Raw genomic sequence first — 26,925 nt, 5'->3', positions numbered from 1 at the left:
TTCGGCCTTTATGCGGCGAGCTTCGAGATGTCGGCGACGCAGTTCATCTGCTGGTGCAGCGCGAACAGCAGCGCGAGGCGGTTCGCGCGCAGCGCGGGATCCTCGGCATTGACCATCACGTCGTTGAAGAACGTGTCGACCGGTGCGCGCAGCGCGGCGAGCGCGGACAGCGCGCCCGTGTACGCACGTGCTTCGAGCTGCGACTGCACGTGCGGCGTCACGGCCGTGAGCTGTTCGTGCAGCGCCTTTTCGGCCGCTTCGACGAGCAGCGTCGGCTGTACCGCGCCGTTCGCGCCGCCTTCCGACTTCTTCAGGATGTTCGAGATCCGCTTGTTCGCGGCCGCGAGCGCTTCGGCTTCCGCGAGACGCGTGAATTCGCGCACGGCGTCGAGACGCGCGACGAGATCGTCGACACGGGTCGGGTTCAGGCTCAGCACCGCGTCGACTTCGCCGGCCGTGTAGCCGCGTTCGCGCAGCAGGCCGCGCAGGCGATCCATGAAGAACGCGAAGATCGCATCGGTCGACTCGGCGACGCCCGGCACGCCTTCGAAGCGCGCGTGGGCCGTGCGCAGCAGCGACACGAGATCGAGCGGCAACTGCTTCTCGAGCAGCAGGCGCAGCACGCCGAGCGCGTGACGGCGCAGCGCGAAGGGATCCTTCTCGCCGGTCGGCGCGAGGCCGATGCCCCAGATGCCGACGATCGTCTCGAGCTTGTCGGCGAGCGCGACGGCGGTCGATACCGGCGTGGTCGGCAGCGCGTCGCCGGAGAAGCGCGGCTGATAGTGCTCGGCGCATGCCAGCGCGACGTCGTCGGGTTCGCCGTCGTGACGCGCGTAGTACGTGCCCATCGTGCCCTGCAGTTCCGGGAACTCGCCGACCATGTCGGTCAGCAGGTCGGCCTTCGCGAGGCGCGCGGCGCGCTTCGCGTGCGCGGCATCGGCGCCGATCGCGGGCGCGATTTCACCGGCCAGCGCTTCGAGGCGCTCGACGCGCGCGAGCGCCGAACCGAGCTTGTTGTGATAGACGACGTTCGCGAGCAGCGGCACGCGCTCGGCGAGCGGCTTCTTCTTGTCCTGCTCGAAGAAGAACTTCGCGTCGGCGAGGCGCGGGCGCACGACGCGCTCGTTGCCTTCGATGATCTCGCCCGGCGTCTTCGTCTCGATGTTCGACACGATCAGGAAGCGCGAGCGCAGCTTGCCGCCCACGTCGGTCAGCGCGAAGTACTTCTGGTTCGTCTGCATCGTGAGGATCAGGCATTCCTGCGGAACCTGCAGGAATTCATCCTCGAAGCGGCACGGGTAGACGACCGGCCATTCGACCAGCGACGTCACTTCGTCGAGCAGCGATTCGGGCATCACGACGGTGTCGCCGTTCGCGTGCTCGTTCAGTTGCGTGCGGATCGTTTCGCGGCGATCGGCGAAGTGCGCGATCACGCGGCCCTTGTCGCGCAGCGTGTCGGCATACGCATGCGCATGCTGGATCGCGACGAGGCCGTCGGACAGGAAGCGGTGGCCGAGCGTGGTGTCGCCGGCATCGATGCCGAACGCGGTGACCGGCACGACGCGATCGTCGTGCAGCACCGTCAGGCGGTGCACCGGCCGCACGAATTTCACGTCGGAGCCGTCCGGGCGCTGGTAGGTCATGAACTTCGGGATCGGCAGCTTCGCGAGCGCTTCGTCGAGCGCGGCCTGCAGCCCGTCGGCGAGCGTTGCGCCGGCCGCCGAATAGTTGACGAAGAACGCTTCGGCCTTGCCGTCCTGCGCGCGCTCGAGATCGGCGATCGTCAGGTTCGGGTGGCCGAGCGCCGCGAGCTTCTTCGCGAGCGGGGCGGTCGGCTTGCCTTCGGCGTCGAGCGCGACCGACACGGGCAGGACCTTTTCGCGGACCTGCTTTTCAGGCGCGACGGCGCGCACGTTCTGCACGACGACCGCAAGGCGGCGCGGCGTGGCGTAGCGCTCGAATACGAGTTCGCCTTCGATGAGGTCGCGCGCGGCGAGGCGTTGTGCGACACCTTCGGCGAATGCGTCGCCGAGGCGCGCGAGGGCCTTCGGCGGCAGCTCTTCGGTCAGCAGTTCGACGAGCAGGGGGGCGGGATGATTGTGCGTCATGTCTGGAATAAATCTCGTCTCGTCAGTCCTGATCGATCTTGCGTTCGACCTTCAGCGGCGGCGCCCATGCCGGTTGTGCGGCGTCCTGGGCGTCGGTGGTGAGGCCCGGCACGCCCGGCGGGTTGCCGAGCATCGGGAAGCCGAGCTTCTCGCGCGAGTCGTAGTAAGCCTGCGCGACGAGACGCGACAGCGCGCGGATGCGGCCGATGTACGCCGCACGTTCCGTCACCGAGATCGCGCCGCGCGCGTCGAGCAGGTTGAACGTGTGGCCGGCCTTCAGCACGAGTTCGTACGCGGGCAGCGCGAGCTGCGCGTCGATCATTTTCTTCGCTTCCGCTTCGTAGCTGTTGAAGAACGTGAACAGCAGGTCGACGTTCGCGTGCTCGAAGTTGTAGGTCGACTGCTCGACCTCGTTCTGGTGGTAGACGTCGCCGTACGACAGGCGGCGCAGCTCGGGGCCGTTCGGGCCTTGCTCTTCCCACTCGGTCCAGACCAGGTCGTACACGTTCTCGACCTTCTGCAGATACATCGCGAGGCGCTCGAGGCCGTACGTGATCTCGCCGAGCACCGGCTTGCATTCGAGGCCGCCGACTTCCTGGAAATACGTGAACTGCGTGACTTCCATCCCGTTCAGCCACACTTCCCAGCCGAGGCCCCATGCGCCGAGCGTCGGGTTCTCCCAGTCGTCCTCGACGAAGCGCACGTCGTTCTGCTTCAGGTCGAAGCCGAGTGCCGCGAGCGAGCCGAGGTACAGGTCGAGGATGTTTTCCGGCGCCGGCTTGAGCACGACCTGGTACTGGTAGTAGTGCTGCAGGCGGTTCGGGTTCTCGCCGTAGCGGCCGTCCTTCGGGCGGCGCGACGGTTGCACGTAGGCGGCGCGCCACGGCTCGGGGCCGACCGCGCGCAGGAACGTGTGGACGTGCGACGTACCCGCGCCGACTTCCATGTCGATGGGCTGGAGCAGGGCGCAACCCTGCTTGTCCCAGTAGGACTGCAGCGTCAGGATGATTTGCTGAAACGTAAGCATGAAGAGCCTTCGTGGCGCTGGCGCTCCGTTGCGGGCGGCGCTCCGGGCGGGGCCCGGAGGGTCGGCTCGCGCGGCGGCGCGGCTTGTTAGTGTGCTGAAACGTGCAATTTTACCGGATCGGCGACCGGATGCGGCCGGAACGCGGACGAAGGGGCCGTCGACGGTATTTTCGCCGCATTCGTGCGGGGCGCCGACGCGCCCGGCGCGGCCTCGGGCGCTGCGTCGCGACGGCGTTCGCGATGCGCTTGCGGCAGCGGTTCCCGCGGGCGTTAAGATGCGCGTATCGCGGTGCGCGCGGCCGTTGTCGCGCGACCGATTGCCGATTCCCGGAGCGCATGGACGACTCGAACGACCTCCTCATTCCGCTGCTGCCGCCGCTGCTCGCGCTGCTCGGCCGGGCCGCCGACGCGCACGCGCGCGGCGAGCGCGCCGCGTACGATCTGTGGCTGAGCGCCGCCGGTCATCTGCACGCGACCGACATGACCGCGCTCGCGCGGCTGACCTCGACGCTGGTCGCGCGGCAGCGCAAGGCCGACGCGCTCGCGCTGGCCGAATGCGCGGCGCGCCTTCACCCGGGCGCGGGCGCCGGCTTCAATCACGGCTACGCGCTGCAGATGCTCGACCGTCACGCCGACGCCGTCGCGCCGTACCGCGCGGCGTTCGCGCTCGACCCCGGCTGGCCGTCGCTGCGCAACAACCTCGCGGTCGCGCTGCGTCTGTCGGGCGGCGATCGCCGCGAGGAAATCGCGCTGCTCGCCGCGGCCGCGGAGGCCGATCCGCACGACGTGCAGGCGTGGATCAACCTCGTCGTCGCGCGGCTCGCGATGCAGGATCTCGACGGTGCGCTCGTGTGCGCCGCACGGCTCGCGGAGATCGCGCCCGACAACGCACTCGCGCTGAACAATATCGCGATGACGATGAAGGAGGCGCAGCGCTGGGACGACGCCGAGCGCTACGCGACGCGCGCGTGCGAGCTGGCGCCCGACGACGCGGCGTTCCGTTTCAACCTCGCGATCATCCAGCTCGTGCGCGGCAACTACGCGGACGGCTGGCGCGGCCACGAGGCGCGCTGGGACGGTGCCGGCGAACTGCGCGGCCGCCTGCCGGTGCTGCCCGGCCCGCGCTGGCGCGGCGAGCCGCTCGCGGGCAAGACGCTGCTCGTGTGGGGCGAGCAGGGGCTCGGCGACGTGCTGCAGTTCAGCCGCTACGTCGCGCCGCTCGCCGAGCGCGTGCACCGTGAGGGCGGCCGGCTCGTCTGGAACACGTTCCCGCAGGTCGGCACGCTGATGGCGCGCAGCCTCGGCGCGCACGCGGACGCGTTCAGCGCGGGCGGCGGCGTCGACGCGCTGCCGCCATTCGACTACGAAGTGCCGCTGATCGGCCTGCCGCTGCTGCTCGGGACGCAGGCGTCGACGCTCGATGCATCGGTGCCGTACCTGCACGCCGAGCCGCGCGCGCGCGACGCGTGGCGCGCGCGGCTCGCGGGCGACGGCCGGCTGAAGGTCGGGCTCGTGTGGACGGGCAGCGCGGGGCACCAGCGCAACCCGTTCCGGCGCGTCGGGCTCGAGCGCTATGCGAGCGCGTTTCGCGGCATCGACGGTGTCGCATTCCATTCGCTGCAGCCGGGCGCGGAAGCGGACGTCGCCGCGGCGCGCGCGGCCGGCTTCGCGATCGACGACCGCACGGCCGAACTGAAGAGTTTCGACGATACGGCCGCGTTCATCGGCGCGCTGGATCTGGTGATCACGGTGTGCACGTCGGTTGCGCACCTGTCGGGCGCGCTCGGCGCGCGCACGTGGGTGCTGCTCGACGTGAATCCGCACTGGCCGTGGCTGCTCGAACGCACGGACAGCCCGTGGTATCCGACCGCCACGCTGTACCGGCAGCCGGCGTTCGGCGCATGGGCGCCGGTGATGGACGCGCTTGCGCGGGATTTGCGCGGGGTGGTGGAGGAGGCGAAGCGCAAGCGTTGACCGGCGCTTCGAAGGAATCACGCCGAGGCTTCGGCACCCGGGCCGAACCGCAGGCCGGGGCAGCGGCCGCCGCGCAGCGCGCGACGGCCGCCCGATGCGTCAGGCGTTGCGGTCGTCGCCGGTCTTCGCGCCGTTGCGGCGGCGCAGGCCGGGCCCGAACGTGAAGCCGAATGCGAGCAGCACCAGCGACACCGCGAGCACGATGTTGTTGCCGCTCGTCACGTACGGCGTGAAGCCGCTCGTGCCTTCGATCCGCACGTCGAGCGAGCCGATCGTGAACGGCTTCAACTGGCCGAGCACGCGGCCGTGCGCGTCGATCGCGGCCGTCATCCCGGTGTTGGTCGAGCGCAGCATCGGCCGGCCCGTTTCGAGCGCGCGCATCCGCGCGATCTGCAGGTGCTGGTCGAGCGCGATCGTGTCGCCGAACCACGCGAGGTTCGTCACGTTGACGAGCACGCCGGGCGGTTGCGGATTGTCGCGGATCGTCGCGGCGATTTCCTCGCCGAACAAGTCCTCGTAGCAGATGTCGGCCATCACCGGCTGGTTGTGCACGAAGAACGGCTTCTGCACCGGCGCGCCGCGCGCGAAATCGCCGAGCGGCATCTTCATCAGGTCGACGAACCACCGGAAGCCCCACGGGATGAATTCGCCGAACGGCACGAGATGGTGCTTGTCGTAGTGATAGATGTCGCGCGAGTGCGGCGTCACGCCGTACAGGCTGTTCGTGTAGTCGACGTAGCGGCCGTCCGGCGTCACCGACGCGCCGACCGCGCCGAACAGCACGGCCGAGCCCGTCGTGTCGCTGAACTTGCGGATCGCGACGGCGAACGGCTCGGGCAGTTCCTGGATCATCACCGCGATCGCGGTCTCCGGCGTGACGATCAGGTCGGCCGGCTTCTCGACGATCATCTGCTGGTACATCTTGATCGCCGCGTCGATGCCCGCTTCCTCGAACTTGATGTCCTGCTTCACGTTGCCCTGCAGCAGCCGCACGGTGAGCGGCGCGTTCGCGGGCACGGTCCACGTGGCCTGCGACAGCCCGAGGCCGGCGGCGACCAGCGCGACGGCGATGGCGGCCGGCGCGGCAATCCGCACGCGCGCGTTGCCGCCGGCGCCTTGTTCGTCCGCATTCGCGGGCGCGCGGCGCGCGGCGACGAGCGCCTGCACGACCAGCGCGGCGAACAGCGCGAGCACCCAGCCGATCCCGTACACGCCGACGACCGGCGCGAAGCCCGCGAACGGGCCGTCGACCTGCGGGTAGCCGCTCGCGAGCCACGGGAAGCCGGTAAACACGGTGCCGCGCAGCCATTCGCCGAGCGCCCACGCGCTGGCGAACGCGAATGCGCCGTGCCAGGTCGGCGAGAACGGCCGCGGATCGGGGGTACGGCGATGCCACGCATGGCCCGCGCAGAACGACCACAGCCCGGCCGAGAACGCGGGGTACAGCGACAGGTACAGCGAAAACAGCACCAGCGCGCCGCCCGCGAGCGGCGCCGCCATTTCGCCGTATACGTGCATGCTGATGTAGAGCCACCAGATGCCGCTGATGAAGTTGCCGAAGCCGAACGCGCCGCCGGTGAGCGCGGCGCCGCGCCAGCTCGACGTGCGTGTCAGCTGCGCGAAAAACCAGACGAATACGACGAGCTGCAGCCAGCCGCCATGCGGCGTCGGCGCGAAGCCGAGCGTATTGGCCGCGCCGGCGAGCAGCGCGGCCGGGTAGTGCCAGCGCGGCAGCGCGCGGCCGGGCGCCGGCGCGAGAAGACCGCCAGCCGGGCGGGACGGGATCGGATCGTCCATGTGAAGCGGAAGGGGGCGAGCGGTTGAAGGAGGCGCGGCCGGCGCGAGACGGTCAGTCCTCGTGCGAGGCTTCGGCGCGGCGGCTCGCGAGCGGGTTGCGGCGCACCAGCAGCACGTGGACCTGGCGCGCATCGCCGCGCTGGATCTCGAACACGAGGTTGCCGAGCTGCAGCTTCTCGCCGCGATGCGGCACGCGGCCGAAATGATGGGTGATCAGGCCGCCGATCGTGTCGACTTCGTCGTCGGGGAAATCGGTGCCGAACGTCTCGTTGAACTGCTGGATCTCGGTCAGCGCGCGCACGCGGTAGCGGCCGTCCGGCCCCGAGATGATGTTGCCGGCTTCTTCGTCGAAGTCGTATTCGTCCTCGATGTCGCCGACGATCTGTTCGAGCACGTCCTCGATCGTGATCAGGCCCGCGACGCCACCGTATTCGTCGACGACGATCGCGAGGTGGTTGCGGTTCACGCGGAAGTCGTGCAGCAGCACGTTCAGGCGCTTCGATTCGGGGATGAACACGGCGGGACGCAGCATCCCGCGCACGTCGAATTCCTCTTCGGCATAGAAACGCAGCAGGTCTTTGGCGAGTAGCACGCCGATCACGTTGTCGCGATTCTCCTCGTACACCGGGTAGCGCGAGTGCGCCTTCTCGAGGACGAACGGGATGAAGTCTTCAGGCTTGTCCGCGATGTTGATCGCGTCCATCTGTGCGCGCGGCACCATGATGTCGCGGGCGCACAGGTCGGATACCTGGAACACGCCTTCGATCATCGACAGCGAATCGGCGTCGATCAGGTTGCGTTCGTGGGCGTCCTGGAGGATTTCCAGCAGCTCGGTCCGGGATTCCGGCTCGGGCGAGATGAAGTCGGTCAGGCGCTCGAGCAGTGAGCGCTTTTCTTGCGGTTTGTCGGTGGGCTTTCGACTGGGATACGAATCGTTCATGGTGGTGCGCCCGGGTCATGCCGGGGCGCGCTGTCACGGAGTAGGCAAGGATACACCAAGGGCATGGCGCGGCCGTGTCACACCGGCCGTCCGGCCGGGCTCAGGCGGCCCGCGCGAGCCCCGCTCGGGGACGGCCATGCCGCGCACGGCGCCGTCCTTCATATCCATCGTATCTCAGAAAGGGTCGCCGGGGCAGCGGCGGCAAAAATCGGGCGCCGGCGGTGGCCGGCCGCTCGGGCGGCAGCGCGGCACGGCGGCATTTCGTCGCGCCGCGCCGGCGCGGGGTTCAGAAGCGCATGCCGGCCGAGCAGCCGCCGGCAGCCGCGCCGTTGGTCGCGGCGCCGCCGCAGCCGAGCAGGCCGCAGCCGGACAGCGCGACGCTCGCGGCGACGATCAGCGCGGCGAGCCTGCAGCGCGAACGGCGTGACGGTTGCCGCGGAGCGGTTTTGGGTCCGGATGCGCGTCCCGCGCCGACGACCGCCGGCGGGACGCCGATGTGCCGGTCGGACGTTACCGGCATCGCGCGAGCAGCCCTTCGAGCGCGCGGTCGGGGATGCCGCTCGCGCGCAGCGCGTCCACGGTGCGGCTCACGTAGTCGAGCGTCGTCCCGTAGCGGCCGGCCGCGCAGTCGAACACCTCCTTCACGACCGGGTCGGTCAGCTTGCCGGTGTAGGTCGGCACGTCGCGGCGCATCACGAACGCGAGCGCGTTCACGCGTTCGCCGGTCTCGAGCGAGCACGGCAGCCATGCGGGCCGGTACGAGCCCATCGGCATTTCGCGCTTCCACAAGGTTTCGAGATGCGGCTGCGCGGTGGGGCCCGCGAGCCGGAATGCGATGCCCGAGCACGAGCCGCCGCGATCGAGCGCGAGCACGAGCCCCGGACGTTCGGGCGTGCCGCGGTTCACGCGCGACCACAGGTAGAGCCCGCGATGGTAGCCGTGCACCTTGCCGCGCACGGCGGCGACGGTCGGCAGCCCGGGGTTCCAGATCAGCGAGCCGTAACCGAACAGCCACAGATCCTGCTGGCCGTCCCAGTCGCGCATCGTGTGCGCGAGCGACGCCGTGAGCTCGTCTTCCGTCAGCAGCCGTCCGTCGCCGATCGACGGCGGGTAGGCGGGCGGCAGTATCGCGGCGTGGTGCATGGTGCAGGCGGTGCTTACTGGTACGGGTTCGGGAAGCCCAGTTTCGCGAGGATGTCGACTTCGAGCGCTTCCATTTCGGCCGCGTCCTCGTCGCTCGTCTCGTGATCGTAGCCTTGCGCATGCAGCGCGCCGTGCACCAGCAGGTGCGCGTAGTGGGCCGTGAGCGGCTTGCCCTGTTCGTGCGCTTCCTTCTCGACGACCGGGCAGCACAGCACGAGGTCGCCGATCACGGTGCCGTCGGGCGCCGCGTCGTACGCGAAGGTCAGCACGTTGGTCGGATAGTCCTTGTGGCGGTAGCCGGCGTTCAGCGTGCGGCCTTCTTCCTCGCCGACGAAGCGCACGGTCAGCTGCGCGCTGGCGAACAGCGCCGGTTCGATCCACTCGGCGATCAGCTTGCGCTTGGGGAGCGCCTTGCGCACGTCGCCGGCGATCTCGTCGCCGTACTGCACGGACAGGTCGAGTTCCGGTTCGCGCAGTTCGGCTTCCAGTTCCTCTTCGCGCGGCGCGAGCTCGGCGCCCACGTGCAGCGTCACGCTGTCGTAGTGCTCGGGCTGCAGCGCGAGCTTCGCGCGCATCGCCGGGTCGTTGTGCTGCGCGACGATCGCGACGGCCGCCTCGCCCGAACTGCCCGACAGGTCGAACATCAGGCTGCGGCCGTCCGGGAAGTCGATTCGCAGTCCTTGTGCGCTGATGGTCCGGGCTTTGCCCTTCGCATCGAACAGCGAAACACGGGGGGAATCGGGCGCGGCGGACTGGTCGCGACCGGACTTGCGGGAGCGGGAAGATTTCATGACGGGTGAGGCGATTGGGACGCGTTGAGGATACACCAAACGGCCGATCGCACCCGAATTCGAACCGGCCGCGCGCGGGCGAAAAAAAGCTCGGCGCGCCGTCGGGCGGGCCGGGCCGTTGGCCGGTGCGGCGCGCGGGCGCCGCCGGTGCTTCACGCGTCCTTGTGCTGAGCGTGGAAGTCGTCGTAAGCCTCGACGATGCGCGCGACGAGCGGGTGGCGCACGACGTCCGCGCTCGTGAAGCGCGTGAGCGCGATGCCGCGCACGCCGCCGAGCACCTGCTGCGCCTCGACGAGGCCGCTCTTGTGTCCGCGCGGCAGGTCGACCTGGCTGGTGTCGCCGGTCACGACGGCCTTCGAGCCGAAGCCGATCCGCGTGAGGAACATCTTCATCTGCTCGGGCGTGGTGTTTTGCGCCTCATCGAGGATGATGAACGCGTGGTTCAGCGTGCGGCCGCGCATGTACGCGAGCGGCGCGATCTCGATCATCTGGCGCTCGAACATCTTCGCGGTCTTGTCGAAGCCGAGCAGGTCGTACAGCGCGTCGTACAGCGGGCGCAGGTACGGATCGACCTTCTGCGCGAGATCGCCCGGCAGGAAGCCGAGCCGCTCGCCGGCCTCGACGGCCGGGCGCGTCAGCACGATCCGCTTGACCTGGTCGCGCTCGAGCGCGTCGACCGCGCACGCGACCGCGAGGTAGGTCTTGCCGGTGCCGGCCGGCCCGATGCCGAACGTCACGTCGTGCTGCAGGATCTGCTTCAGGTATTCGCGCTGCGCGGGCGTGCGGCCGCGCAGGTCGGCGCGCCGCGTGTAGAGCTTCGGTGCCGGTTCCTCGTCGGGATTGTCGTCGTCGATCTGCACGCCCGGTTCGTCGAACGGATGATCGGGGTCGCCGCGGAACCGTACGTCGAGCGTGTCCTGGCGGCCGTTGCCGGCGGTGTGACGCACCTCGACCAGCGCGAGCTGGATATCGTCGACCGACAGCGGATCGCGCGAACGGTTGTAGAAGTTCTCGAGTGCGGCGAGCGCGAGCTTTGCGCCGCGCCCGCGGATCGTGATCCGGTGGCCGCGCCGCGCGAGCGTGACGTCGAGCGCCTGTTCGATCTGCCGCAGGTTCTCGTCGAGCGGGCCGCAGAGATTGGCGAGGCGCGCGTTGTCGTCGCGCGGCGCGGTGAATTCCAGTGCTTGGACGGTCTTCAAAGTAGCGTCGGGCTCCTGTTGAGCGTCAATCGGTCAGTGGGTGGCCGTGCTCGCTTCGTCGCTCACGAGCAGCAGCTCGCCGCGCAGCGAGTGCGGGTACGCATGGTTGATCCTCACGTCGATCATCTGGCCGATCAGGCGCGGGTGCGACGCGAGCGGCGCCGGGAAATTCACGACCCGGTTGTTCTCGGTGCGGCCCGACAGTTCGTTCGGGTCCTTGCGCGACGGACCCTCGACGAGGATCCGCTCGACCTTCCCGACCATCGACTGGCTGATGCGTGCGACGTTTTCCTCGATGGTCGCCTGCAGATGTTGCAGGCGTTTGAGCTTCACTTCGCGCGGCGTGTCGTCGGCGAGGTTCGCGGCCGGCGTGCCGGGGCGCGGGCTGTAGATGAACGAGAAGCTGGTGTCGTAGCTCATGTCGTGCACGAGCGCCATCATCTTGTCGAAATCGTCCTCGGTCTCGCCGGGGAAGCCGACGATCATGTCGGTCGACAGCGACAGGTCCGGGCGGATCGCGCGCAGCTTGCGGATCACCGACTTGTATTCCAGCACCGTGTAGCCGCGCTTCATCGCCATCAGGATGCGGTCGGAGCCGTGCTGGACGGGCAGGTGCAGGTGGCTCACGAGCTTCGGCACCTTCGCGTACGTGTCGATCAGGCGCTGCGTGAATTCCTTAGGGTGCGACGTCGTGTAGCGGATCCGCTCGATGCCGGGGATGTCGGCTACGTATTCGATCAGCGTCGCGAAATCGGCGATCTCGGCGGAGCCTGCCGTCAGCGCGCCGCGGTAGGCGTTCACGTTCTGGCCGAGCAGCGTGACTTCGCGCACGCCCTGGTCGGCGAGGCCGGCCACTTCGGTCAGCACGTCGTCGAGCGGGCGCGACACTTCATCGCCGCGCGTGTACGGCACGACGCAATAGCTGCAGTACTTCGAGCAGCCTTCCATGATCGACACGAACGCGCTCGGCCCCTCGACGCGCGCGGGCGGCAGGTGGTCGAACTTCTCGATCTCGGGGAACGTGATGTCGACCTGGGCACGGCCGCTCGCGCGGCGCTGGTCGATCATCTGCGGCAGGCGGTGCAAGGTTTGCGGGCCGAACACGAGGTCGACGTACGGTGCACGCGACACGATCGACGCGCCTTCCTGGCTGGCGACGCAGCCGCCGACGCCGATCAGCAGGCCCGGTTTCGCTTCCTTCAGCTCGCGCACGCGGCCGAGGTCGGAGAACACCTTTTCCTGCGCCTTCTCACGCACCGAGCACGTGTTGAACAGGATGATGTCCGCGTCTTCCGGGGTATCGGTCTTTTCGAGGCCTTCGGCCGCATTGAGCACATCCACCATCTTGTCCGAGTCGTACTCGTTCATCTGGCAGCCGAAGGTCTTTACGTAAACTTTCTTGGTCATGGGGATTCGCCGTTCGCAGTGGTTGACCTGGGGGCGTCGTCAAGGGTGAATCGGGACGGCTGCTGCCGGAGCAGCGGCTCGGGCCGACGCCTGCCGGCGCCGAAGGGCGGACCGGGGCGCGCAGCGCGCGTCGAGCCTGTCGTGAACTGCGGTGAAAAGCCGTCGGGAAAGCCTTCCATTATAGCTTTACGCGCTGCCTGGAGCGGCCGGCGGGTTGCAGCCGCGCGACGCCGTTCGTCGCGCTCCGACCCCGAAACGGCACGTGGCCAGCCGCGGCGGCGGCCGTCAGCGGAGCAGGTCGTCGTGCGCCGCTTCCTCGCGCGCGAAGCGTTCGACGAGGAAGTCGAGCAGCACGCGCACGCGCGGCGCCATGTAGCGCTTGCCGGGATAGATCGCGTGCAGCGGCGCGCTCTGGTGCCGCCAGTCGGGCAGCAGGACCTTGAGCCGCCCGGCGCGGATGTCGTCGGCGACATCCCAGATCGAGTTCAGCACGATGCCGCGCCCGCGCAGCGCCCACTCGCGGGCGAGGCCGCCGTCGTTGGTCTCGAACGCGGTGGCGAGCGGCACCGTGCAGGTCTGCGTGTCGTCGCCGCGCGTGAAGCGCCACGCGTTCATCGGCCCGGACGCTACCGTGATCACGTTGCAGGGAAAGCGGGCCAGATCGTGCGGATCGCGCGGCTCGCCGTGGCGTTCGACGAACGACGGCGCCGCGCACGGCACGCGCCGGTCCTCGGCGAGCCGGCGGGCGATCAGCGCGCCGTCGGGCGGCGCGGCGAAACGGATCGCGAGGTCGATCTCGTCCTGCCACAGGTTCACCGTCGAGTCGGACGCCGTCAGCGAGAACGTCACGTCCGGGTAGCGCGCGGTGAATTCGTCGAGCCAGTCGAGCAGCCGGCGGCGGCCGAAATCGGACGTCGCCGACAGCCGCACCCGGCCGCCGACGACGTTGCGGCCGGCCTGCAGCAGCGCGTTTGCGTCGTCGAGCGCCTGCAACGCCTGCCGGCAGCCGTTCAGGTACAGGCGGCCCTCGTCGGTGAGCCGCAACCGCCGGGTCGAACGGTCGAACAGCCGGGTGGCGACCGCCGCCTCCAGCTTCGCGAGGCGCGCGCTCGCGGCGGCCGGCGTGAGGTTCAGCTTGCGCCCGGCGGCGGACAGGCTGCCCAGTTCCGCCGCCTCGACGAACAGCCGGATATCGCCCAGTCGATCCATCGGATTTTTCACTGTTTTTTGAAAATGGTTCAAATGCCACGCCAATTATCAAAGATAGGCGTATTCGGGACAATGCGCGCACATCCTCTTTTTGTGCGGTGCGGCACCGATCCGACGCCGCATCCGCCGCCTTCCGGAGAACGTCATGCCCATCCCGTTACTGGCGCTCGCGATCAGCGCGTTTGCCATCGGCACCACCGAATTCATCATCATGGGGCTCCTGCCCGAAGTCGCGCACGACCTCGCCGTGTCGCTGCCGTCGGCCGGGCTGCTGGTCACGGGCTACGCGCTCGGCGTCGCGGTCGGCGCGCCGCTGCTCGCCGTGCTGACGAGCCGCATGCCGCGCAAGGCCGCGCTGCAACTGCTGATGGCGATCTTCATCGTCGGCAACGTGCTGTGCGCGACCGCGTCCGGCTACGCGATGCTGATGGTCGCGCGCGTCGTCACGTCGTTCGCGCACGGCTCGTTCTTCGGGATCGGCGCGGTGGTCGCCGCGTCGCTCGTGCCGGCCGACAAGCGTGCGAGCGCGATCGCGCTGATGTTCACCGGCCTCACGCTGTCGAACGTGCTCGGCGTGCCGTTCGGCACGTTCGTCGGCCAGTTGCTCGGCTGGCGCGCGTCGTTCTGGATCGTCGCCGCGCTCGGCGTGCTGTCGCTCGGCGGCGTCGCGCTGCTGGTGCCGAACCGGCACGACAGCGGGCCGGTCGGCCTTGGCCGCGAGGTGCGCGTGCTGAAGGAGCCGCAGGTGTGGCTCGCACTGCTGATGACCGTGCTCGGCTTCGGCGGCGTGTTCGTGGTGTTCACGTACATCGCGCCGATTCTCGAGAGCGTGTCCGGTTATTCGCCGCGCGCGGTCGCGCTGATCCTCGTGCTGTTCGGCGCGGGGCTGACGATCGGCAACATGCTCGGCGGCAAGCTCGCCGACCGCGCGCTGATGCCGTCGCTGCTCGCGATTCTCGTCGCGCTGATGGCGGTGATGGCCGTGTTCGCGAAGACGAGCCACCTGCCGGTCGCGGCCGCCGTGACCGTGTTCGTGTGGGGGATCGCCGCGTTCGCGACGGTGCCGCCGCTGCAGGCGCGCGTGGTCGAGAAGGCCGCGAGCGCGCCGCATCTCGCATCGACGCTGAACATCGGCGCGTTCAACGTCGGCAACGCGGGCGGCGCGTGGCTGGGCGGGCTCGCGCTGGAACACGGCTTCGCACTCGATGCGTTGCCGTGGGTCGCCGTCGCGGTGACGTTCGCGGCGCTCGTCGTCACGTGGATCGCGATGCGGCTCGATGCGCGCACACCGGCGCGCGGTGCGGCACCGGCGGCGCATTGAGCGGTGTGACGAGCGGCGCATCGACCGGCGCCTCCTTCGGTGCCGGATCGACGCCGCAGCGGCAGGAAAAGGTTCGCGAGAAACGCATTCCTCCGCGATGCTGATAACGGTGTGAAGATAACTTCGTTTGCCGGCCGGGGGGCGGGTGATAGCGTCTCGATACGCGCTGTTCGTGGCGCAACCCGATTCCGGTTTACCCCATTTGCAGGGCCGCGCGGCGGCCCGGAGGCAATGCTATGTCTTCACCCCTGGCGCTGGTGCGCGGCGTGTCTTCCTTCGAGTCCGGCGATGCCGCCGACGCGCGGACGTCCGCGTCGCTCGATGTCCTCGAGCAGGTCGTCGGCGTGAACCTCGCGCGTTTGCGCGCCGAGCGGCAACTGTCGCTCGATGCGCTCGCGCGGCTGTCCGGTGTATCGCGTGCGATGCTCGCGCAGATCGAGTCGGCGCGCAGCGTGCCGTCGATCAAGGTGCTCTGCAAGATCGCCGCGGCGCTGAAGGTGTCGGTCGCCGCGTTTCTGCGTCGGCACGCGGTGAACGGCTTCGAGCACCTGGCGGCCGAGCGTGCGTCGCGCGTCGTCAGTTCGAACGGCCGTTTTTCGGCACGTGCGCTGTATCCGGAAGGCGAACCGGCCGCCGCCGAGTTCCACGAGCTGCGGATCGCGCCGTTGCATACGGAGCCCGGCGCGCGCCGCGCGCCCGGCACGACGGTGAACCTGGTCGTCAGCGAGGGGACGCTCGAAGTCAGCGTGCACGATCGCCGCCAGTTGCTCGCGACCGGCGACGCAATCGTGTTCGACGCCGACCAGCCGTACAGCCTGCGCAACCCGGGCGACAGCGAAGCGCGCGCGTTTCGCGTGACGGTGAGCCCCGAGGTGCCGCCGCGCTGGCTCGTGCCCGACGCCGCACACGCGGCCGGCTGATGTTTCGGCCGAAGCCGGGCCCGCGCCTGTCGCGTTCCGGACGGGCGCCCGGCGCCCGGTATCGGTCGTTTGGACGATGCCGTTAGACGGCGTCGTCAGTAAGGTTTTAGGTGTGGTTCGCTGCGCGGTGCGCGCAGCTGATGTATGCTTGGCCTGCCGGTCACGGGTAGCCCCCGGCCGGCATCAGTGCGTCTTCAGGGCGGGGCGAAATTCCCCACCGGCGGTAGGCTGGCGAAAGCCGGCGAGCCCGCGAGCGCCCGCGCATCCGCGCGGGGTCAGCAGATCTGGTCGAATGCCAGAGCCGACGGTCACAGTCCGGATGAGAGAAGATGTGCAGATAGTCATGTCCGTCAGGGCCGCTTTGCCATCCGTGCGAAGCGGGTTGTCGTTCTGTCTGTTTGCAATGCCCTGAAACGTTTTTCGCCCAAATCGTATTTGCGAGGAGCGTTTCACATGTCCTTGATGTCCGTTTCGTCGGCACCGTCCGACGCCTTTGCCGATCTCCCGTTGCTCGATTCCGAACCGGTGCCGCCGCGCATCGCCGCCGCGCTCGACGCGATGCGCGCGGGCCGTGCCGTCGTGTTGCAGGACGATCACGACCGCGAAAACGAGGCCGACCTGATCGTCGCCGCCGAGCGCATCACGCCCGAGACGATGGCGCTGCTGATCCGCGAATGCAGCGGCATCGTGTGCCTGTGCCTGACCGACGACCAGGTGCGCGCGCTCGAGCTGCCGCCGATGGTGCAGACCAACGAGAGCCGTAACGGCACCGCATTCACCGTCTCGATCGAGGCGCGCGAAGGCGTGCACACCGGCGTGTCCGCGGCCGACCGCGTGACGACGATTCGCGCGGCGATCGCCGACGATGCGAAGCCGTACGACATCGTGCGCCCCGGCCACGTATTCCCGTTGCGTGCGCAGCCGGGCGGCGTGCTGGCGCGCCGCGGCCATACCGAAGGCACGGTCGACCTGTCGATTCTCGCGGGCCTGAAGCCGGCGGGTGTGCTGTGCGAGCTGATGAATCCGGACGGCACGATGACGCGCGGCGACGACGTCGAGCGTTTCGCGCAGCAGCACGGTCTGCCGATGCTGACGATCGCCGAGCTGGTCGAATTCCGCGAGGCGCTGGCGGCTGCGCGCGAGCGTTGCTGCGAACCGGCCTGACGGGGAGGGCAGCGGGGGAAGACAGCGGGCGCATCGATGCGCCCGCGACAGACACGGCGTGCGCGCATCGGCGCACGCGCGCCGGCCGTCAGGACTGCACGTCGCCGAATTCGCCGCGCTGGCCGGCCGCGACGAGCGCCGGCAGTTCATCCATCTTGCGCATGATCCGCGTGATGCCCATCGCGCGCAGCGCGTCCGCGTAGTTGTCGGGGATGTGGCTCGCGCCGACGAACGCGATCGTCTTCATCCCGGCCGCGCGTGCGGCGTTCAGGCCCGATACGCTGTCCTCGACGACGATGCAGCGCGCCGGCGCGACGCCAAGTGTTTGCGCTGCATGCAGGTACACGTCGGGGTAGGGCTTCGGCCGCGCGACCTGCTCGGAGCTGAACACGCGCTCGCCGAAGATTTCGGTCAGCGACGCGCGCTTCAGCGAGTTGCGTACGCGCACGAGCCGACTGTTCGAGACCACCGCGGCCGGCAGGCCGACCTTCAGCAACGCATCGCGCACGCCGGTGATCGGCGCGAGCGACTGAGCGAGCGCGATCTCGATGTTGTGCTCGATGGTTTCGATGAAGTTCTCGGGCATCCGGATCGCGAAGTGCGCTTCGAGTCCGGCGAGAAAGCGGGATGTCTGCTGGCCGAACGCGGATTTTGCGGCGGCTTCGAAATCGAGGTGCGGGAACGTGGCGGACAGCGTTTCGAGCAGGACGCGGTCGGCGATGACTTCGCTGTCGACGAGGACGCCGTCGCAGTCGCAGATGAGGTGATCGAGCATGATGGTGAAGAAGCGGGGTGTCGGCGACGCCGATCATGCCGCCATGATACGTGCTTTCGCCGATGCGCCGCGAGCCGTTCGGCCGGCCGCTTTCACCGTCGCGTCGATCCCGTGCCGCTCACGCGTGGCGCGGATGCGGGTCGAGCGCGCGATCGACGCGACGCCGGCGGCGGTTGCTGTCCGGGTGCGAAGCGGAAGCCTTTGGTGCCGGCCGCGGGCGATCGGTGGCGGCGAAGGTGCGAGGGCAGGAGAATGCGGGTCGCGCGCGGCAACCGATGCCGCGCGCCGAATGTGGCGAATGTGAAGAATCGCAGCGCGATCAGGCCATCGCGTGCAGATGCAGATACAGGCCGGCGGCCGCGGCGCCGCCGAGCAGCGGGCCGATCACCGGCACCCACGCATAGCGCCAGTCGCTGTCGCGCTTGCCGGGAATCGGCAGCAGCGCATGCATGATGCGCGGCGACAGGTCGCGTGCCGGGCTCATCGCATAGCCGGTCGGGCCGCCGAGCGAGATGCCGATGCCGAGCACCAGGAGGCCGACGGGCAGCGCGTCGAGCGCGCCGAGGCCGACTTGCGGTGACGCCAGATACAGCACGCCGAGGATCAGCACGAACGTACAGATCGCTTCGGTCAGCACGTTGTGCGTGACGCTGCGGATCGCGGGCGCCGTGCAGAACACCGCGAGCTTCAGGTCGGCGTCGACTTCCTTCGCGAAGTGCTGACGATACGCGAGCCACACGAGCAGCGAGCCGGCCATCCCGCCGAGCATCTGCGCGAGGATGTAGCCGCCGACTTTCGACCACGCGAACTTGCCCGCGAGCGCCAGGCTGATCGTCACGATCGGGTTCAGGTGCGCGCCGCTGAACGACGCGGTCACGTAGACGGCGACGAACACGGCCATCGCCCAGCCCATCACGATCACGATCAGGTCCGCGCCTTTGCCCTTGGTCTTCGCCAGCAGCACGTTTGCGACCGCGCCGTTGCCGAGCAGCACGAGGATCGCAGTGCCGATGAATTCCGCAATATAAGGTGACATGATTTGTCTCTCGTAAGTCGCGGCGGACTCGCGCGCTGCGCGGTCCGCCGATGTTGTTGTATTTCTCTGGATTGTTTGCGATTACTGCGCGTCGTCGGCCCACGCCTTGGCGGCGCGCACCGCACGCTGCCAGCCGGCCATGCAGCGTTCGACCTGCTCCTTCGGCATCGACGGCGAGAAGCGGCGATCGAGCTGCCACTGGCTGCGCACTTCGTCGAGGTTCTTCCAGTAGCCGATCGCGAGGCCCGCGAGGTAGGCCGCGCCGAGCGCGGTCGTCTCGGTGATCTGCGGACGCACCGCGTCGACGCCGAGCAGGTCGGCCTGGAACTGCATCAGCAGGTTGTTCGCGCTTGCGCCGCCGTCCACGCGCAGTTCGCCGATGCTGATGCCCGAGTCGGCTTCCATCGCGGCCAGCACATCGAGCGACTGGTAGGCGATCGCATCGAGCGCCGCGCGTGCGAGGTGCGCGGACGTCGTGCCGCGCGTGACGCCGAACACCGAGCCGCGTGCCCGTGCGTTCCAGTGCGGCGCGCCGAGGCCCGCGAACGCCGGCACGAGATAGACGCCGTCGGTGTGCGGCACGCTCGCGGCGAGCGCTTCGATTTCGGCGGCCGTCTTGATGATGCCGACGCCGTCGCGCAGCCACTGCACGACCGCGCCCGCGATGAAGATGCTGCCCTCGAGCGCGTACTGCACGTCGTCGCCGATCTGCCAGGCGATCGTCGTCACGAGGTTGTTCTTCGACTCGATCGGCTTGTTGCCGGTGTTCATCATCAGGAAGCAGCCGGTGCCGTAGGTGTTCTTCACCATGCCGGAGGTCGTGCACATCTGGCCGAACAGCGCCGCGTGCTGGTCGCCGGCGATGCCCGCGAGCGGGATCTTCGACGCGAACACCGTGGTCTTCGTGTGGCCGTAGATTTCCGACGACGCCTTCACTTCCGGCAGCATGCTGCGCGGGATGTCGAGCAGTTCGAGCAGCTCGCCGTCCCACTCGCGCGTGTGGATGTTGAACAGCATCGTGCGCGACGCGTTCGTCACGTCGGTCACGTGCAACTCGTGCTTCGTGAAGTTCCACACGAGCCAGCTGTCGACGGTGCCGAAGGCGAGCTTGCCCTGGCGCGCCTTCTCGCGCGCGCCCGGCACGTTGTCGAGGATCCAGCGGATCTTGGTGGCGGAGAAGTACGAGTCGATCGGCAGGCCGGTCTTCGCGCGCACCTTCGCTTCGAGGCCCTGCTTCTTCAGCGAATCGCAGAAGTCGGCGGTGCGGCGGTCCTGCCAGACGATCGCGTTGTACACGGGCTGGCCCGTCTCGCGATCCCAGACGATCGTCGTCTCGCGCTGGTTGGTGATGCCGATCGCGGCGATCGACGTGCCGTTCAGGCCGGTGCGCGTGACCGCTTCGGCGGCGACGCCCGCTTGCGTCGACCAGATTTCCTGCGGGTCGTGCTCGACCCAGCCGGGTTGCGGGTAGATCTGTTCGAATTCCTTCTGGGCGATCGATACGATGTTGCCCTGGCGATCGAACAGCATTGCGCGGGAGCTCGTCGTGCCCTGGTCAAGCGCGAGGATGTACTGATCCTGCATGTCTCTCATCTCCATCCGTGGATTGGCGTAGTTGTGATGCGCGCCGCGTGTGGCGGCGCGTCGGTGAATCAACGTCGGTAACGCAACTGCTACTGCAATCGGAATCAGGCGTGCGGCGCGTGCGCGGCGGCGAACCAAGCGTCGACCGCGGCCGTCACGGCGTCGAGCGTGCCCGGCGTGACGTGCAGGCCGAGCTTCGAGCGGCGCCACAGCACGTCCTGCGCGCAGGTCGCCCATTCGACGTCGCGCAGGTAGCGCAGTTCGGCGTCGTGAATGCCCGGTGCGATTTCCGCGCCGAGGTCGGCGAGCGACTTCGCGCCGTCGATCACGCGCTCCGCACGCGTGCCGTACGCACGCGCATACCGGCGCGCAAGCGCGGCAGGCAGCCACGGATGGCGTTTCGCGAACGCGGCGGCGAAGGCGTCGAACTTCGCGTTCGCGATGTCGCCGCCCGGCAGCGGGGCGCCGGCCGTCCACGTCTTCGCGTCGCGGCCGAGCGCGCGGCACAGCATGTCGCCGGCTTCTTCGGCGAGCTTGCGGAACGTCGTGATCTTGCCGCCGAACACCGACAGCAGCGGCGCGCCGGCGCCGTCGTCCATCTCGAGGCGGTAGTCGCGCGTGACGGCCGATGCGTTCGCCGCGTTCTCGTCCTCGAGCAGCGGGCGCACGCCCGAATAGGTCCAGTGCACGTCGGCCGGCGAGATCTTGCGCTTGAAGTAGCGGTTGATCGACTCGCACAGATACTGCGTCTCGTCGCGGTCGATCGCGACCTTCGCGGGATCGCTCGTGTACTCGACGTCGGTCGTGCCGATCAGCGTGAAGTCGTGTTCGTACGGAATCGCGAAGATGATCCGCTTGTCCGGGTTCTGGAAGATGTAGGCGTGGTCGTGATCGAACAGGCGCCGCGTGATGATGTGGCTGCCCTTCACGAGCCGCACGCTGTGATGCGCGCCGCGGCCGAGCGCGCCGTGCAGCACGTCGCCGACCCACGGGCCGGCCGCGTTCGCGACCGCACGCGCGTGCACGACGCGGATCGAACCGTCCGCGTGCTGCAGCCGGGCTTCCCATTCGTCGCCGTGGCGTTCGGCGGATACGAGCTTCGTGCGCGTCAGGATCTCGGCGCCGCGCTCCTGCGCATCGAGCGCGTTCAGCACGACGAGGCGCGCGTCGTCGACCCAGCCGTCCGAATACACGAAGCCGCGCTTGATCGAGTCGATCAGCGGCGCGCCGGCCGCATGGCGGCGCATGTCGATGCCGCGCGAGCCCGGCAGCAGTTCGCGTTTCGCGAGGTGATCGTAGAGGAACAGGCCGATGCGGATCAGCCACGCCGGCCGCAGGTTCGGCATGTGCGGCATCACGAAGCGCAGCGGCCACATGATGTGCGGCGCCGCGCGCAGCAGCGTCTCGCGTTCCTGCAGCGCTTTGCGCACCAGTCCGAACTCGTTGTATTCGAGATAGCGCAGGCCGCCGTGAATCAGCTTCGTGCTGCACGACGACGTGTGCGACGCGAGGTCGTCCTGCTCGCAGAGCAGGACCGACAGGCCGCGGCCGGCCGCATCGCGCGCGATGCCCGCGCCGTTGATGCCGCCGCCGACGACGAGCAGATCGTAGCGATTCGGTTGGGTCACCCTGCTGTCCTTATCGTCTGATGGAAATTGGCGAACATGAAATGTTCGAATTCGAAATTTAACGAACGAAATCGAAAAAGTAAAGTTCGAAAAAGCGGGGCCAGTAGCGCGCGACGCGATCCCGGACGATACTGGCGGAATCGACCGTTTCGCGAGGTGAATCATGCGTATTGGGATGTGGGCCGGCGCGTGCGCCGTCGTTCTGGCAGGCTGCACCACCGGCACGCCGCCGCTGGCCGGCAACTGGCGTGCGCCGTCGTTCGTCGACCTGCAGACGTCGTGCGGCGGCGCCGCGCGCGACTGGGGCGCGGACGCGCAGCCGGTCTATTCGACGCTGTACGACGCGTACGTCGCGAAACGGTATCGCGGGCTGACGCAAGCGAACTATTGTGCGTTCGTAAACGAACTTTCGACGCACTATGCGGCGCCGGATGCGGCGGGGCGCGCCGGCTGGGTCGCGTATTTCAACGGCGCGCGTGCGCAGGCGGTGAGCTGGCGGGCCGCGGTAGATCCGACGCTGCGCGGCGGCTGACGCGGGAAAGCTGCGGGAGGCGGAACGAGCGGGGAACGCGCCACGGCCGGGAATCCGGCCGGCGCGCCCGGGTCAGGAACAGCGGGACTTCACGAATAGCGGCATTTGATCGATCGCAACGCGGCGTCGCCGGTTTCGGTCACGCAGTACTTGCGTCCCGATCCCAGCCCTTCCAGTCGCACGAGCTGCTGTTCGAGCAGCGCGTCGAGTTCATCGCGATCCATGTCGCCGTGATCGGGGGCGTCCTTCACTAGCAGTAGCGTGGCGAATTCATGCGGACTCAGCATCGTTCTCTCCATGGCAACCGGTTTGCCCGCGCGGCCGGCGCAAACGCCGGTGCGCGATACCCCGCGGGGTATGGCTTGGGGGGAAAGCTGTATTCGCCGGCCTTGAGATTCGCACACGCCTTGGCACAGGCGGATCGGGCGAACGGGCCGGGGAACTGGAGTCTAGTCGAGCGCGCGGGCAACGACAAATCGTGCCCCGTTAATTTTCAGTTTGACAGGCACGCCTGCTGCAAGCGGTTCGGCTGGCGCGCCAACTTCTTGATTTCACTTGAGGTTTTGGGTGCGGTGCAGCATCGCAACCGTCATTCCGCGACGTACACCTGGGTGCCGGCGGCCGCGATCGCGTCGGCCATCTCGGGCGGCAGCGGCTTGTCGGTGAAGAGCGCATGCACCTGGCTCAGATGCCCCTGGCGCACCAGCGCGGGGCGGCCGACCTTCGAATGGTCGGCGACGAGATAGACGGTGCGCGCATGCTGCATGATCGCTTCGGCGACGCGCACCTCGCGCGTGTCGAAGTCGCGCAGCGTGCCGTCGGCCTCGATCGCCGACGTGCCGATGATCGCGTAGTCAACCTTGAACTGGCGGATGAAGTCGATCGCGAGTTCGCCGACGATGCCCTTGTCCCACGGCCGCACGATGCCGCCCGTGATCAGCACCTCGCAATCGGGGTAGCCGCTCATCATCGACGCGACGTTCAGGTTGTTCGTGATCACGTGCAGCCCGTGATGGCGGTTCAGCGCGCGCGCGACTTCCTCGGTCGTCGTGCCGAGGTTGATGAACAGCGATGCCTGGTCGGGGATGTGCGACGCCGCGAGCGCCGCGATGCGCCGCTTCTCGTCGTGGAACATCCGCTGGCGCGCGGTGTACGACACGTTCTCCGAGCTGGTCGGCAGGCTCGCGCCGCCGTGGTAGCGGCGCAGCAGGTTCAGGTCGGCGAGCCAGTTCACGTCGCGGCGGATCGTCTGCGGCGTGACCGCGAAATGCGCAGCGAGATCGTCGACGGTCACGAAGCCGTCGCGCTGCACCCATTCGAGCAATTCCTGCTGGCGCGCGTTGAGGGTGAGGCGAGGATCTCGGGTCATGGCTCGGCGGTCGGATCGTAAGGCGGAGCGGCTATTGTAAGGGCGGGAAGGGCGTTCGACCGGCCTGCCGCGCACGGTTGCCGGCGATTCATGTGCAAATCGCATGGATTGATGTGACAAATGAATTTGCATGATTGCCTGGATCGCGCTGCAATGGCGGACTGCCCGCACGCGCGGGCGCGCATTCATTCAGCTTTCGACGAGGTAGAACCGATGACTGGCTTCAACTGGCACAACCCGTATCCGACGACCCGCATCCCGGTGTTCGCACGCAACGTCGTGTCGACGTCGCACCCGCTCGCCGCGCAGGCCGGGCTGCGGATGCTGTGGAAGGGCGGCAACGCCGTCGACGCGGCGCTGGCCGCCGCGGCCGCGATCACGGTGGTCGAGCCCGTGTCGTGCGGGCTGGGCGGCGACGCGTTCGCGCTGGTGTGGGACGGCGAGCGGCTGTCGGGGCTGAATGCGTCGGGCGTCGCGCCTGCCGCGTGGAACCCCGACTATTTCCGCAAGCGCCACGGCGAGGGCGCGAACGGCATCGCGAACAAGCCGACGCGCGGCTGGGATACCGTCACGGTGCCGGGCGTGATCGCGGGCTGGGAAGCGCTGCATGCGAAGTTCGGCTCGCTGCCGTTCGCGGATCTCCTCGAGCCGGCGATCGAGATCGCCGAGCGCGGCTATGCGGTGTCGCCGATCGTCGCGCACAAGTGGGCGGCCGCGGTGCCCGAGTTGCAGGGGCTGCCGGGCTTCGCCGAGACCTTCATGCCGCGCGGGCGCGCGCCGCTCGTCGGCGAACGCATGTGCCTGCCGGGCCATGCGCGGACGCTGCGCACGCTCGCGAAGGAAGGCGCGCGCGCCTTCTACGAGGGCGCACTCGCCGAGCAGATCGCGGCGTTCTCGCGCGAAGGCGGCGGCGCGCTGACCGAAGCCGACTTGCGCGCGTACCGGCCGGAATGGGTCGAGCCGATCGGCAAGCGCTTCGGCCGCCATACGATTCACGAGATTCCGCCGAACGGGCAGGGCATTGCCGCGCTGATCGCGCTCGGCATCGCCGAGCATGCGGGCGTGACCGAATGGCCCGTCGATTCTGCCGACTCGCAGCACCTGCAGATCGAGGCGATGAAGCTCGCGTTCGCGGACGTCTATCGCTACGTCGCCGATCCGCGCGCGATGGAAGTGACGCCCGAGCAGATGCTCGACGACGCGTATCTCGCGGCGCGCGCGAAGCTGATCGACCGCTCGCGCGCGACGCACTTCGCGGCCGGCCGGCCGCATTCGGGCGGCACGATCTATCTGTCGGCCGCGGACGAGCGCGGGATGATGGTGAGCTTCATCCAGTCGAACTACATGGGCTTCGGTTCGGGCCTCGTCGTGCCCGGCGCCGGCATTGCATTGCAGAACCGCGGGCACGGCTTCTCGATGGACCCGGCGTCGCCGAACGTCGTCGCGGGCGGCAAGCGGCCGTTCCACACGATCATCCCGGCGTTCGTCACCGAGGAAGCGAACGGCCGCACCGAGGCCGTGATGAGCTTCGGCGTGATGGGCGGCGACATGCAGCCGCAGGGCCATCTGCAGACCATCGTGCGGATGCTCGGCTACGGGCAGCAGCCGCAGGCCGCATGTTGCGCGCCGCGCTGGAAGGTCAATCGCGACTTCACGCTCGACGTCGAGGCGACGATGAACCGCGACACGGTCGATGCGCTCGCCGCGCGTGGCCATACGATCAAGTCGATCGACGACCCTTACATGGATTTCGGTTCGGGGCAGTTCGTGTGGCGCCTCGATCCGGACGATCCCGAGCGCGGCTACGTGGCCGCGAGCGACAGCCGTCGCGACGGGCTGGCGGCCGGTTTCTGACGGAACGCTTCCAGTCTCGTGGCACGACGGGCGGCCGGATGGCCGCCCGTTTCGTTTGGTGCGCCCCGCGGCGCGCACGTCAACGGGGCGGCGTCGAAGGACTCGTCTAACGAACGGCAACACGGGGCGTGGAACTGCGCTTCCCGGGCATGGTCAGTGCTTGAAGCACGAACATCAAAGTCCGGCTAAGATGCCTGAATGGTTCGGCCGGACCAACTCACTATAAACGCAAGCAAGACGCCGCCTGCAGGATGGCCGGCGCCCGTGCCGGAGGCATGGGCGGCCCGAGCGCGCGACGACTGGGAGCGAACCACCATGCACACCGAAACGACACATGTCATGCCGTGGCGAATCGAGGACATCGACCTGAACCGGATCGATCGTCAGCGCGCCGCCGCGAACGAGGATCTGCTGCTGCTGTTGTGCGCATCGTCGTTCATCGAGAGCGGCTCGGATCTCTACACGAGCAATCTGAGCCAGTTCTTCAACGACGATCCGGAAGTCTCCGCATGGCTCAACAATGCATGGGAGCACGAAGAATTGCAGCATGGCCGCGCGCTGAAGGCGTACATCGCGCACGTGTGGCCCGAGTTTGACTGGGACACGGCCTTCGCGAATTTCTTCGAAGAGTATTCGAAGACCTGCTCGGTCGAGGCATTCGAGAAGACGCGCGCGCTCGAGATGGTCGCGCGCTGCGTCGTCGAGACGGGCACGGCCACGCTCTATCGCGCGATCAACGAATGCTCCGACGAGCCCGTGCTGAAGGAAATCACCGACAACATCCGCACGGATGAAGTGCGCCACTACAAGCACTTCTTCAAGTTCTTCAAGAAGTACAACCAGGTCGAAGGCAACGGCCGGCTCGCGGTCCTGGGCGCGCTGGCGCGTCGCGTGATGGAAATCAAGAACGAGGATTCGGAGATCGCGCTGCGCCACGTGTTCGCGATGCGCTACCCGGATCGCGTCGGCGACAGCGAATACAACCGCGAACGCGCGGCGCGCATCAGTTCGCTCGTGCGGCGCAACGTGTCGGCCGACATGTGCGTGAAGATGCTGTTGAAGCCGCTCGACCTGCCCGCGAAGATCCAGCCGAGCATCCACTATCCGCTCGCGAAGATCACGCGGCACGTGTTCCTGCGCTGATCGCC

At 68.4% G+C, this 26,925-nt stretch carries 24 protein-coding genes and 1 riboswitch; of the genes, 8 read left to right on the top strand and 16 right to left on the bottom strand.

The features are described from left to right. Positions 1-8: 8 nt before the first annotated feature. Together glyS and glyQ are read right to left on the bottom strand one after the other, a co-directional pair. Positions 9-2,108 (bottom strand): glycine--tRNA ligase subunit beta, encoded by a 2,100-nt coding sequence (gene glyS / locus DCN14_RS29015; RefSeq protein WP_096507114.1) that lies wholly within the window; start codon positions 2,106-2,108, stop codon positions 9-11. Between the two features lie 22 nt (positions 2,109-2,130). Then, on the bottom strand, positions 2,131-3,135 hold the full coding sequence (gene glyQ / locus DCN14_RS29010; protein WP_080681364.1) for a glycine--tRNA ligase subunit alpha: 1,005 nt from the start codon (positions 3,133-3,135) through the stop codon (positions 2,131-2,133). A 335-nt stretch (positions 3,136-3,470) separates the two neighbouring features. Here glyQ and DCN14_RS29005 point away from each other — a divergent pair, with 335 nt between their 5' ends. Next, positions 3,471-5,108 (top strand): hypothetical protein, encoded by a 1,638-nt coding sequence (locus DCN14_RS29005; protein WP_096507115.1) that lies wholly within the window; start codon positions 3,471-3,473, stop codon positions 5,106-5,108. A gap of 99 nt (positions 5,109-5,207) precedes the next feature. Here the strand turns inward: DCN14_RS29005 and lnt are convergent, their stop codons facing one another. The 8 genes from lnt to DCN14_RS28965 form a co-directional block, all read right to left on the bottom strand. After that, positions 5,208-6,905 (bottom strand): apolipoprotein N-acyltransferase, encoded by a 1,698-nt coding sequence (gene lnt, locus DCN14_RS29000; RefSeq protein ID WP_096507116.1) that lies wholly within the window; start codon positions 6,903-6,905, stop codon positions 5,208-5,210. Positions 6,906-6,957: 52 nt separating this feature from the next. Further along, positions 6,958-7,845 carry a transporter associated domain-containing protein gene (locus DCN14_RS28995; protein WP_096507117.1) on the bottom strand — a complete coding sequence of 296 codons (888 nt, stop codon included), beginning with the start codon at positions 7,843-7,845 and terminating at the stop codon, positions 6,958-6,960. 286 nt (positions 7,846-8,131) lie between these two features. Beyond that, a complete protein-coding gene (locus DCN14_RS28990) occupies positions 8,132-8,365 on the bottom strand; it encodes a hypothetical protein (RefSeq protein ID WP_096507118.1) in 234 nt (77 codons plus the stop codon). Beyond that, positions 8,356-8,988, bottom strand: a complete 633-nt coding sequence (locus DCN14_RS28985; RefSeq protein ID WP_096507119.1) for a gamma-glutamylcyclotransferase — start codon at positions 8,986-8,988, stop codon at positions 8,356-8,358. Before DCN14_RS28985 ends, DCN14_RS28990 begins: the two co-directional genes overlap by 10 nt. A gap of 14 nt (positions 8,989-9,002) precedes the next feature. Further along, positions 9,003-9,779, bottom strand: coding sequence for an rRNA maturation RNase YbeY (ybeY, locus tag DCN14_RS28980; RefSeq protein WP_096507120.1), 777 nt, complete (start codon positions 9,777-9,779; stop codon positions 9,003-9,005). 152 nt (positions 9,780-9,931) lie between these two features. Further along, entirely contained in the window at positions 9,932-10,978 is a 1,047-nt protein-coding gene (locus tag DCN14_RS28975; RefSeq protein ID WP_096507121.1) for a PhoH family protein, read from the bottom strand. Positions 10,979-11,011: 33 nt separating this feature from the next. Further along, complete coding sequence (miaB, locus tag DCN14_RS28970; protein WP_096507122.1) at positions 11,012-12,385, bottom strand: tRNA (N6-isopentenyl adenosine(37)-C2)-methylthiotransferase MiaB; 1,374 nt, start codon at positions 12,383-12,385, stop codon at positions 11,012-11,014. Positions 12,386-12,670: 285 nt separating this feature from the next. After that, positions 12,671-13,594, bottom strand: coding sequence for a LysR family transcriptional regulator (locus tag DCN14_RS28965; protein ID WP_096507123.1), 924 nt, complete (start codon positions 13,592-13,594; stop codon positions 12,671-12,673). 145 nt (positions 13,595-13,739) lie between these two features. On the opposite strand from DCN14_RS28965, the gene DCN14_RS28960 reads away from it, so the two are divergent. The 3 genes from DCN14_RS28960 to ribB all read left to right on the top strand — a co-directional run bounded on the left by DCN14_RS28960 (position 13,740) and on the right by ribB (position 16,999). Continuing rightward, a complete protein-coding gene (locus tag DCN14_RS28960) occupies positions 13,740-14,915 on the top strand; it encodes an MFS transporter (protein ID WP_096507124.1) in 1,176 nt (391 codons plus the stop codon). A 236-nt stretch (positions 14,916-15,151) separates the two neighbouring features. Then, positions 15,152-15,835 carry an XRE family transcriptional regulator gene (locus DCN14_RS28955; RefSeq protein WP_096507125.1) on the top strand — a complete coding sequence of 228 codons (684 nt, stop codon included), beginning with the start codon at positions 15,152-15,154 and terminating at the stop codon, positions 15,833-15,835. 186 nt (positions 15,836-16,021) lie between these two features. Next, positions 16,022-16,170, top strand: a riboswitch (FMN riboswitch). 118 nt (positions 16,171-16,288) lie between these two features. Then, the gene (gene ribB / locus DCN14_RS28950; protein ID WP_096507126.1) at positions 16,289-16,999 is read left to right on the top strand and encodes a 3,4-dihydroxy-2-butanone-4-phosphate synthase; all 711 of its coding nucleotides are present in this window, start codon (positions 16,289-16,291) and stop codon (positions 16,997-16,999) included. A gap of 88 nt (positions 17,000-17,087) precedes the next feature. Here ribB and DCN14_RS28945 read toward each other — a convergent pair whose 3' ends face one another. Continuing rightward, positions 17,088-17,774, bottom strand: coding sequence for an HAD family hydrolase (locus DCN14_RS28945; RefSeq protein ID WP_096507127.1), 687 nt, complete (start codon positions 17,772-17,774; stop codon positions 17,088-17,090). Between DCN14_RS28945 and DCN14_RS38135 the strand changes: the two genes are divergently transcribed. Beyond that, positions 17,773-18,078, top strand: a complete 306-nt coding sequence (locus DCN14_RS38135; RefSeq protein ID WP_143331703.1) for a hypothetical protein — start codon at positions 17,773-17,775, stop codon at positions 18,076-18,078. The genes DCN14_RS28945 and DCN14_RS38135 overlap by 2 nt on opposite strands. 15 nt (positions 18,079-18,093) lie before the next feature. Here the strand turns inward: DCN14_RS38135 and DCN14_RS28940 are convergent, their stop codons facing one another. The 3 genes from DCN14_RS28940 to glpD all read right to left on the bottom strand — a co-directional run bounded on the left by DCN14_RS28940 (position 18,094) and on the right by glpD (position 22,022). After that, the gene (locus DCN14_RS28940; protein WP_096507128.1) at positions 18,094-18,810 is read right to left on the bottom strand and encodes an MIP/aquaporin family protein; all 717 of its coding nucleotides are present in this window, start codon (positions 18,808-18,810) and stop codon (positions 18,094-18,096) included. 81 nt (positions 18,811-18,891) lie between these two features. Then, positions 18,892-20,394 (bottom strand): glycerol kinase GlpK, encoded by a 1,503-nt coding sequence (gene glpK, locus DCN14_RS28935; RefSeq protein ID WP_096507129.1) that lies wholly within the window; start codon positions 20,392-20,394, stop codon positions 18,892-18,894. Positions 20,395-20,498: 104 nt separating this feature from the next. Continuing rightward, positions 20,499-22,022, bottom strand: coding sequence for a glycerol-3-phosphate dehydrogenase (gene glpD / locus DCN14_RS28930; protein ID WP_096507130.1), 1,524 nt, complete (start codon positions 22,020-22,022; stop codon positions 20,499-20,501). A gap of 163 nt (positions 22,023-22,185) precedes the next feature. On the opposite strand from glpD, the gene DCN14_RS28925 reads away from it, so the two are divergent. Continuing rightward, a complete protein-coding gene (locus tag DCN14_RS28925) occupies positions 22,186-22,554 on the top strand; it encodes a hypothetical protein (protein ID WP_172441930.1) in 369 nt (122 codons plus the stop codon). A gap of 89 nt (positions 22,555-22,643) precedes the next feature. Here the strand turns inward: DCN14_RS28925 and DCN14_RS28920 are convergent, their stop codons facing one another. Both DCN14_RS28920 and DCN14_RS28915 read right to left on the bottom strand, forming a co-directional pair. Continuing rightward, entirely contained in the window at positions 22,644-22,841 is a 198-nt protein-coding gene (locus DCN14_RS28920) for a hypothetical protein (RefSeq protein ID WP_044846784.1), read from the bottom strand. Positions 22,842-23,143: 302 nt separating this feature from the next. Then, a complete protein-coding gene (locus DCN14_RS28915; RefSeq protein WP_096507133.1) occupies positions 23,144-23,923 on the bottom strand; it encodes a DeoR/GlpR family DNA-binding transcription regulator in 780 nt (259 codons plus the stop codon). Between the two features lie 213 nt (positions 23,924-24,136). Here DCN14_RS28915 and DCN14_RS28910 point away from each other — a divergent pair, with 213 nt between their 5' ends. Both DCN14_RS28910 and DCN14_RS28905 read left to right on the top strand, forming a co-directional pair. Then, positions 24,137-25,777, top strand: a complete 1,641-nt coding sequence (locus DCN14_RS28910; RefSeq protein WP_096507212.1) for a gamma-glutamyltransferase family protein — start codon at positions 24,137-24,139, stop codon at positions 25,775-25,777. A gap of 315 nt (positions 25,778-26,092) precedes the next feature. After that, the gene (locus DCN14_RS28905; RefSeq protein WP_096507134.1) at positions 26,093-26,920 is read left to right on the top strand and encodes a ferritin-like domain-containing protein; all 828 of its coding nucleotides are present in this window, start codon (positions 26,093-26,095) and stop codon (positions 26,918-26,920) included. Positions 26,921-26,925 lie beyond the last annotated feature (5 nt).

Source organism: Burkholderia sp. IDO3, assembly GCF_003366075.1.
Lineage (GTDB): Bacteria > Pseudomonadota > Gammaproteobacteria > Burkholderiales > Burkholderiaceae > Burkholderia > Burkholderia anthina.
The sequence above is the reverse complement of the archived record's forward strand: the minus strand, read 5'-3'. Positions and strand labels throughout refer to the sequence as shown.